This is a genomic window from Pontibacter virosus (genome assembly GCF_003096355.1).
GTDB classification, from domain to species: domain Bacteria; phylum Bacteroidota; class Bacteroidia; order Cytophagales; family Hymenobacteraceae; genus Pontibacter; species Pontibacter virosus.
Map to the genome: position 1 here is coordinate 489,203 of NZ_QEKI01000002.1, position 8,015 is coordinate 497,217.

Annotated in this window: 8 protein-coding genes and 1 pseudogene; 1 reads left to right on the forward strand and 8 read right to left on the reverse strand. The window is 51.0% G+C overall.

Features of this window, described 5'->3' with window-relative positions:
• Positions 1-119 precede the first annotated feature (119 nt).
• From C8E01_RS05225 to C8E01_RS05245, 5 genes are all read right to left on the reverse strand, one after another.
• Positions 120-1,286 carry an MFS transporter gene (locus C8E01_RS05225; RefSeq protein WP_116542286.1) on the reverse strand — a complete coding sequence of 389 codons (1,167 nt, stop codon included), beginning with the start codon at positions 1,284-1,286 and terminating at the stop codon, positions 120-122.
• Positions 1,287-1,467: 181 nt separating this feature from the next.
• Positions 1,468-1,704 (reverse strand): hypothetical protein, encoded by a 237-nt coding sequence (locus tag C8E01_RS05230; RefSeq protein ID WP_116542287.1) that lies wholly within the window; start codon positions 1,702-1,704, stop codon positions 1,468-1,470.
• 250 nt (positions 1,705-1,954) lie between these two features.
• Positions 1,955-2,455: a hypothetical protein gene (locus C8E01_RS05235; RefSeq protein WP_116542288.1), complete on the reverse strand. Its 501-nt coding sequence runs from the start codon at positions 2,453-2,455 to the stop codon at positions 1,955-1,957.
• Positions 2,456-2,788: 333 nt separating this feature from the next.
• Positions 2,789-3,283, reverse strand: a complete 495-nt coding sequence (locus C8E01_RS05240; protein WP_116542289.1) for a hypothetical protein — start codon at positions 3,281-3,283, stop codon at positions 2,789-2,791.
• A 4-nt stretch (positions 3,284-3,287) separates the two neighbouring features.
• Complete coding sequence (locus tag C8E01_RS05245) at positions 3,288-3,722, reverse strand: EbsA family protein (protein WP_243409437.1); 435 nt, start codon at positions 3,720-3,722, stop codon at positions 3,288-3,290.
• A gap of 188 nt (positions 3,723-3,910) precedes the next feature.
• On the opposite strand from C8E01_RS05245, the gene C8E01_RS05250 reads away from it, so the two are divergent.
• Entirely contained in the window at positions 3,911-5,884 is a 1,974-nt protein-coding gene (locus C8E01_RS05250) for a peptidylprolyl isomerase (RefSeq protein ID WP_116542291.1), read from the forward strand.
• A 73-nt stretch (positions 5,885-5,957) separates the two neighbouring features.
• Here the strand turns inward: C8E01_RS05250 and C8E01_RS05255 are convergent, their stop codons facing one another.
• From C8E01_RS05255 to C8E01_RS22220, 3 genes and pseudogenes are all read right to left on the reverse strand, one after another.
• Positions 5,958-6,617 carry a thioredoxin family protein gene (locus C8E01_RS05255; protein ID WP_243409438.1) on the reverse strand — a complete coding sequence of 220 codons (660 nt, stop codon included), beginning with the start codon at positions 6,615-6,617 and terminating at the stop codon, positions 5,958-5,960.
• Between the two features lie 279 nt (positions 6,618-6,896).
• A complete protein-coding gene (locus C8E01_RS05260; RefSeq protein WP_243409439.1) occupies positions 6,897-7,718 on the reverse strand; it encodes a DUF1684 domain-containing protein in 822 nt (273 codons plus the stop codon).
• Between the two features lie 211 nt (positions 7,719-7,929).
• Positions 7,930-8,015, reverse strand: a pseudogene (locus tag C8E01_RS22220) (IS1 family transposase); the annotation flags it as partial.

Below are 8,015 nucleotides of genomic sequence, written 5' to 3' on the forward strand. Positions count from 1 at the left end.
CTGACCACGAATATTGCCCTGGGCGACGTGGCGGCAGAAAAAAAGAGGTCTCCCATGGTAGAAGGCCTCAGCAGAATACAGAAACAACGGGCTATACCTGCTACAGGATAACTACAGCGCTACTTCCGGTCTTTCACTACGAAATTGAGGTATAAGAACCCGAGCAGGGCAAATACACCGCCTGTCCAGAATACCAGACTGAACCTGGAGGGGTCATTGGCATAGATCCAGCCGGAGGACAGCGCGCCAAATCCTATACCTGCCTCCAGGGCAATGTACATGGTCGCCATGGCCCGCCCCCGGTGCTCGGGGTGACTCAGATCGATGGTCCAGGCAAAAACAGTGGGGGAATTCATACCTACCGCCACGCCAAACACAGCCGCAGCCAGCAACAGTTCTGTCGCCGTATTGGCCCAGCCTATCAATCCCATCGCCACTACCAGCAGCCCCGAACTGATCTTAAGTACCCGGATGCGCCCATACTTATCGGAGGCCCGGCCGGCCAGGAAACGGATCGCCAGCGAGGAAAGTGTAAAGCTGGTGAAGAAGAGGCCTTTGTTCTGAATGCCCAGGTGCTCACTAAAATCAGGAATAATGGTCAGGATGATACCGAAGGAAACCACTGTGAGCATCATCACAATGGAAGGGTCGAGCACGCGGGGCTCGAAGATCTCTTTGCGGGAAATCTTAAGCAGTCCCATCCGGAAGCGGTTTGGGTTATCCAGCGTCTCGTGCATGCGGGCCACAACGGCAACCGACAAGAAAGCGGCTGCGGACGAGGAGTAAAACATGGCATCAAGCGAAAAGCTGTTGGCAATAGAGGCACCCATAGCAGGCCCCGCCGCCATACCCAGGCTGCCAGCTAAACCCAGCAGACCTGTCGCCTCTCCCCTGCGCTCAGTCGGGATAATATCGGCCACATAGGCAGCCGTGCCGGTAGGCGTGAACCCTGTTGAGAAGCCATGCACCAGACGCAACAGCAGGAAGGCCGCCACTGAGCCGGTGATAGGGTATAGAAAGCCACACAAAATGCAGACAGCCCCTCCGATGAGCATGACAGGTATACGCCCCATCTTGTCGGCCAGCTGTCCGCTAAAGGGCCGCGACAGGCCAGCCGTTAAGGTGAAAAGCGAAATGATCAGTCCCTTATACTCAGCGCCGCCCAGCTGCGTGATGTAGTTGGGCAGCTCCGGAATGATCATGTTGAAGCTTGCAAAAAAAAGAAAAGAGCTCAGGCACAGCAATCCAAATTGAAGTCCATACACACGTGTTTTCAGCTCGGCCATAGTCGGATTAAAACTGCAAGTTCCGAAAACAATTGCTCCAAAACTATAACCTTAAAGAGGTGCCTTTCGGTGATTCGGATGCGGAAGTGTTTATACCCTGTAGTTGAGCATGGTTATGCTATAAAAAAAAGCAGCCCCGGGGCTGCTTGAGATATGCTGTAGGCAGGTGGTGCTCTATAAATTAATCGAAGCCAGGGCAGCTACCCTTTCTGTAACGCTTCTTTTTCACCAGGCCATCTCTGTTGTAGGCCGAAGACTTAAATGAAAAACTCTCAGTTGTTTTTTTACCAGACACCTCTTGTTTCTTTGCCTTGCTCGTTTTCTCGTACTTACCAGACTTTAAGTCAGCACTGGCGTAGCTGGCAAACGATAAAAACAGTAAAGCACTGATTAAAGCTGTGTAGAATTTTAATTTCATTAGCGAGTTGTTTTAAGTGAGAGAAGTTTGCTTGTTGCAATATTAAAATAAAAATATATATTAAAAAATTAATTAATTATATTTTTTACATCCATACTGCCATAATCCAAAAACTCCCTACAACTCTTTGGCAGATTAATCCACCTAGATAGAGAATGAAATTGTAGGCTACGATACCTCAACACGAAAAAATGAAAAACCATCTCTGTGTTGAGATAGCCAATACGGTGAGAGCTAAAAGGCAAGGGATTTACATACCGGTCATTGGCCTGGGTACATTAAACCGCACACCATTGACAGTTATATTACGATCGAGTGCGGCTAACTGCAGGCCGAGCACCACCTGGCTGGCCATGTTGTGGCTTTCAATACCAGATAAAAGCAGCGATTTCTGGTGTCCGCTCTGTAAGTCAAATAGCACACAGTTGTCACTAAACTGCACAGCCGCAACACCGCTCCAGCTCAGGCAATGTTCTTTGCTGTAAAAGTTAAGTCTGTAGGATATTTTATCAGGTGATATAGCCACGAAGGCACTCTTGAGCAGTATTTTACCTGTCCCGAGTGCTATTAAGTATAGTCCTGCCAAAATAATACCAGTGGCGGCCATACCCCACAGCCAGCGAGCTTCTTCCAGAAGTACCAGATTGAAAAGTAACGCTGATCCGCCTCCACTCGCCATGAACAGCCCTAACCAAAGCAGTCGGTCTTTGATCTTACGCAGTTGTCGGGCTGTGTAGAGGCTAATGTACATAAAAGCTGTATGGTATAGTTATACTTACAACAGGACAGACCTGCAAAGCGGTAACCAATAAATTATAAAGGAAGCATTAAGAATTGAATTAAACTAAAGTACGCTAGCCCATTTTATATGTTTTGTTTTAATCAAAATAAATTAAACACAATTTATTTTAGGTTTTATTGAATGACTTATGTGCGTTCCTATACTGCTTTTAGATCGAGTTTAAGGTGTTCCGCTACTACCTGCAGCGTAGTTTACTGGGAAATATAAACTCTTTTACTACAGGACTTAGACAAGAAGTATTTTTTTAAAAAAAGGCCTTTCAGAACTGAAAGAAAACAGAAGCTACCCACTTACACGCTGTGCGCTAACCGGCACTTGATTTACCTCCACTTGCTGCTGTATAGCGGCTAGCTGAATGCTGACACTCACATGGTTTGCTATCTCGGGGCTTTGAATATGGCCAAGCCGCATAACAAGCTGCCTGCTGTCTTTCAGGTCAAATATCAGGGCCTGCTCAGTTGCCTGTATACTGTCGATGGTATCCCAGTAAATTGTTTGTTCAGCTCCATACAGGGTAAGCCGGTAGGCAATGCGCTCTGGCGTCATGGAGAAGTAAGCGTCTTTCAACTGAACATAGCCCGCACCCACGGCGAAACCCAGCAAACCAATCGCACTCACTACTAGCGCGCCAGCCATCCACGTCCATCGTATCTCTTCGCGGGCAATGAACTCACCGATCAGGGCAGAGAGACCACCGCAAAACATCAGGATGCCCGCCCAGAGCAGAATCTGCTTTGTCTTTTTTAGCTCTTTGTTAGGGTAGAGGTTTACATACATAGGGTTAGTGCTGTGTTGTTTCTAAAGCTATACCCTTTGCTTCTGCAATTTGCGCCAGTTCATCTCGGATGCGCTGCAGCGTTTGGGCGTGGTTCACTGAGTTCAGCGCAATTGCATGCTGTTCGTCGTTTTTGAGCTCGAACTCCAGTGTCTGGCTGCTGATGATGATGCGCTCTACTTCCTCCCACTCAAAGTCGTGCTCCCGCTGCATAAAGCCGAGCCGGTACCGCACACCCGAAGCCGACAGGGTGAGGTGGCGCTGGTAACCTGGGTTGTGGTCGAGCCACACCGAGATCAGAAAAAGCGAGAAAGGCAACAGGCTGAACAGGTATAGGAAAGTCATGGCTGAATGAAAGTCCCGGACCGCGATAAGCTGGTACAGAAGCCAACCATGCAGGGCAACTGAAAGCAGGGCAAGCACAAACAGCAGACGCTCCATTTGCGACCTGATGCCATAGGGTCTGGAAAATAAACGTATGCTAATGCCGGTGTGCTGCATCGTAGAAATGTATATTCAAGAATTCAATATACTAAAAAATGTAAAGCTGCCAAACAAATAAGCAGCAAAACATTTTAGCGGGCCTATATTACAGGCATTTAGTATATTGAAGCGCATAAGCCTAAACAATGAAAAAAAGCTATACCTTTCTATTGGCCTTTGCCGCCTTTGCCGCCTGCCGTCAGCAGCCCCAGCAGAGTATGGCCGTGGCGACCGATACGCCACCCCAACACATCAACAAGTTCTCTGACGCTACCCTGCGTGAGCTCTATACCTTGCAGGACGAGCGCAAGACCGCCGAACTCCTCAACTTCCTGAATCACCCGAAACCGCAGTACCGCCGGGAGGCAGCGCTCGCCTTTGCCTCAGTGCAGGACACATTGGCCATCCCCCAACTGCTGACTTCGCTTTCAGATACCAGCACTTCGATCCGGATGGCAGCTGCCTATGCATTAGGTCAGATCGGGCACAAGAAAGCCCAGCAGCCCATAATCCGGCACTTGCAACAGGAGCAGCGCCCCACCGTGCAGGCAGAGGCGTTAGAGGCGCTAGGCAAACTGGCTGACAGCGGCGGACTCAACTTTCTGGTAAACTACCAGGCGGCGAACGAAACTGCGCAAGCAGGGCAAGCATGGGGATTGTACCGGGCCGGTCTGCGGCAGATCAGCAGCGCGCAGGCGGTGGAAAAGGCTGTGCAATGGCTGACAGAGAGCAAGTCGTATGAAGTGCGGCTGGCGGCCGCTCACCTGCTGGCCCGCACACCCAAACTAGACCTGACGCCATACCGCCAGCAGCTGACCACCGTGGTTACTTCCGATGAATCGGCGGATGTGCGGATGGCCGTGGCCCAGGCGTTCTCCAAAGTGAATGCCCGCGACAAAGCCTCATTACTCTCCGGTATCGTGCAAAGCGACCCGGATTACCGCGTGCGACTGAGCGCGATCCGGTCCATGGCAGGACTCGAGTTTGAAGATATAGACGAGGCCATTCTGGCCGGCCTGACCGATCAAAACATCAACACGGCCGTGGCAACGGCAGAATTTCTGCAGGCCAACCATGCTGATGTGGATAGCAAGGCACTTCGCACAGCACTCGCGCAAGTGGAGGATGGCCGCGTGCGGGCCGGTCTGATCTGGGTGATTTTGCGCAACAGTCCCGACAAGGCCAAGCTGAGCCAGGAGTACCAGCAGCTATACCTGCGCACCGAGAACCCATACGACAAAGCGCACCTGCTCAAAGCCCTCTCTGCCGACTACAGCAACCACCAGTTCATCGCCAAGGAAACCTTTGCCGCTACGCAACCAGTCATCGGCACCTATGGCATGGAAGCGCTCGCCGCCATGCGCCAACAAGGCGATTTCCCGAAAGCCCTGGAGCAGAATTTTGCTGACATCTTCAAACAAGGTATAGCCTCTGGCGATGTGTCGCTGGCCGGTCTGGCGGCTGGCGTGATCCGCAATCCGAAGCTTAACTTCCGGAAGGCATACCGCGACCATGCCTTCCTGACCGAGGCGCAGCAGAAACTGGTGCTGCCCCGCGACATGGAAACCAACATTGAACTGCAAAAGACCATTGACTACCTGAGTGGAAAAGAGCAATCCGAGACACCGCAGAATCCTTTCACACACCCAATCGACTGGCAATTTGTGCAGACGATACACCCGGACCAGCAGGTGGTGATCGAAACTGAGAAAGGCACGATTACGCTGGAGTTGTTTGTGGAAGACGCGCCGGGCTCGGTGGCTAATTTTGTGGAGCTGGTAAACAAACAGTTTTTTGACGGGCTGTATTTCCACCGTGTGGTGCCAAACTTTGTAGCACAAGGCGGTGACAAACGCGGCGATGGCTGGGGCAGCTCCGACTACTCTATCCGCTCTGAGTTTGCTCCGCTGCACTACCGCGAAGGCTATGTAGGAATGGCCTCTGCCGGAAAAGACACCGAGAGCAACCAATGGTTTATCACGCACTCCCCCACCCCGCACCTGGACGGCCGCTACACCATTTTCGCAAAGGTGGTAGAAGGCATGGAGGTAGTGCACAAGCTGGAGGTAGGCGATAAGATCAGCCAGGTCAACTTGATTCTGCGGGCTAAAACCCGTTAGAACTGCGCCTGGCAGGTATAAAAAAAGCGGCGACCTTTCTGTAAGGTCGCCGCTTTTTTTATGAAACGAGCTTTTAGAATCGTTCCATTGGCTGCTCTTCAATTGGCTGCAGGCGGCCCCATTGCGGGATCAATTCTTTGAACTCCTGCAGCAGTGCTTTGCTACGGTCTCTGCCATACCAGCCGTGCAGCTTCTCTACAAATTCATTGTAAGGCACGGCCCGCGCTTTCATATTCATGAATAGCTCTTGTGCAACTGCTGGCCTCGGGCCCCAGGTACCAAGCTCTTCCATGGTTTCGGCATCGAGCACAATTAACTTCGGTATGGAGCGGCCTCCGTTTGTCAGGTGGGCGTCTATCACCTCCGGGTGCTCATCGCGTAGCAACAGTTTCACGTCAATAAGCGGCGAGGCGTCGGCTATCTTTATCAGGGCTGGCACTGTTTGGGCGGCATCGCCGCACCAGGCCTCCGTCACGATCACCCAAATCATTTTGTTCTGCACACGCAGCATCATATCCACCAGTTCATCGTCCAGCTCCGCGGTTTTCTCGACGCGGCGCATGCGTTGGGCATTCATGCGGGTATACTCTACCATGGCTTCAGAATGATCTGTTCCCGTGGTTTTGTTCTCGGCTAATAGGGTATCAATCAATTCCCGGTATTGGGTATAAGTCATGGCCTGCGCCAGATGTTCACTCGTAATTACTGTTTTAGACATCGTCTCTGTGATCATAATTTTTTAGATTTTATCAGAACTATATATTAACAGATATATGTTCTGATAAGTTCCTTCCACTCCGGAGCTCCTGCAAACCCCTCATCTATTCTACCCTTTTTGCACCAAATTGTTTACAATTTCTGTCAGGCAGCTGGCTTAAGCGGCCAGGTAGGGCATAAGAACAGTACCCTGGCCTTGCTTCGTCAGCAGGCAACTGATAGCAGGACATCGAAGGAATTGCACAGAATTTAGTGCCTGTGCTGGCTATACCTTAGGCATGGCAGGATCCACAGCCTACGGTATGGCAGAGTACTCCCCGTACGACTTCTCTCCGGCCTCTACCATAATAGGCAGGAAGTTCTGACGAGGGGGCAACGGGCAGGTAGCGTAAGACACAAAATCGCAGGGCGGGTTGGAAGCCTTATTGAAGTCGAGCACCGTGGTGCCGTCCGGGCCTGGTATAGCGGCGTAGAGGTAGCGCCCGGCCCCATAGGTTTCGATGCCGTTAGTTTTGTCAGCGAAAATAATGAAAAGCTCCCCCGCTTCTACCAGCGCATCGAGTTGGTACTGCTGCCCGTTTAGGTTGAAGATCAGCGTACCTGGTGAGTCCTTCATAGAGGTTTGCCCCACAATATTGGTAATGGCAATTTGCTTTGGAGTCGGGTGCGCGATCAAACTAGCCGTCACGCGCCATTCGGCTCTGACAGGGAAGCGCTTGATTCCTTTAAAGTGTACCAGGGCGTCATTCTGCAGGTCGCGTAGCCGGATGCCATACCTGTTACCCCGCTTGATCACGAACCAGGTAAGTGTACCATGCGACAGCTCCGGCACCGAGTCCATACCGGAGGTATAGACCAAGGCTTCACGCACAGGTTTCCCTTTCAGCAGTACCTCTACTCCTGGGTTGATACTGATGGTCACTGTATCGCCTGTCAGCTTGATGACGCCCGCCCGCCCCGGTATCTTTCCCTTCGGAAAAGTCAGGCTGTTGTCGGGTCCGCTGCCAAAGCTATTGTCACCTTCCTGCAGCCAGAACAGCCCCGCCAAGGTCAGCCAGCCATCAGGCCCCTTCAGCTTTGCCTCACGCTCCTGGTGCCACTCGCCTATACTTGCCACATACTCGGGGGTAGTTTCTGCGAGGTTCTTGGCAGATTGGTCGTATTCAGCGCATCCACTTACCAATACTAGTGAGAGAAATAGAAAGCGAGCGAAAAAGTTTGATCGAAACACGGAAAGAAACTGATAAAATATGCGATTCTGCTAATATAAGAAAAAACCTGGCAGGACTCATATTCTATCATACTAAGTTCAAATAAAGGGTTGTGGTCTACAATGTATGATGGTTTCTGTAATAGAATACTAGCTTCATAGCGTTGTAGTGGTTTTGCTCTTTTTTAGAGAAGCAGGCTGTTT

What these genes read in the sequence shown, in the direction of transcription:
- C8E01_RS05225 (WP_116542286.1), bottom strand. Translation starts at nt 1,286, where the DNA reads ATGGCCGAGCTGAAAACACGTGTGTATGGACTTCAATTTGGATTGCTG.
- C8E01_RS05230 (WP_116542287.1), bottom strand. Translation starts at nt 1,704, where the DNA reads ATGAAATTAAAATTCTACACAGCTTTAATCAGTGCTTTACTGTTTTTA.
- C8E01_RS05235 (WP_116542288.1), bottom strand. Translation starts at nt 2,455, where the DNA reads ATGTACATTAGCCTCTACACAGCCCGACAACTGCGTAAGATCAAAGAC.
- C8E01_RS05240 (WP_116542289.1), bottom strand. Translation starts at nt 3,283, where the DNA reads ATGTATGTAAACCTCTACCCTAACAAAGAGCTAAAAAAGACAAAGCAG.
- C8E01_RS05245 (WP_243409437.1), bottom strand. Translation starts at nt 3,722, where the DNA reads ATGGAGCGTCTGCTGTTTGTGCTTGCCCTGCTTTCAGTTGCCCTGCAT.
- C8E01_RS05250 (WP_116542291.1), top strand. Translation starts at nt 3,911, where the DNA reads ATGAAAAAAAGCTATACCTTTCTATTGGCCTTTGCCGCCTTTGCCGCC.
- C8E01_RS05255 (WP_243409438.1), bottom strand. Translation starts at nt 6,617, where the DNA reads ATGATCACAGAGACGATGTCTAAAACAGTAATTACGAGTGAACATCTG.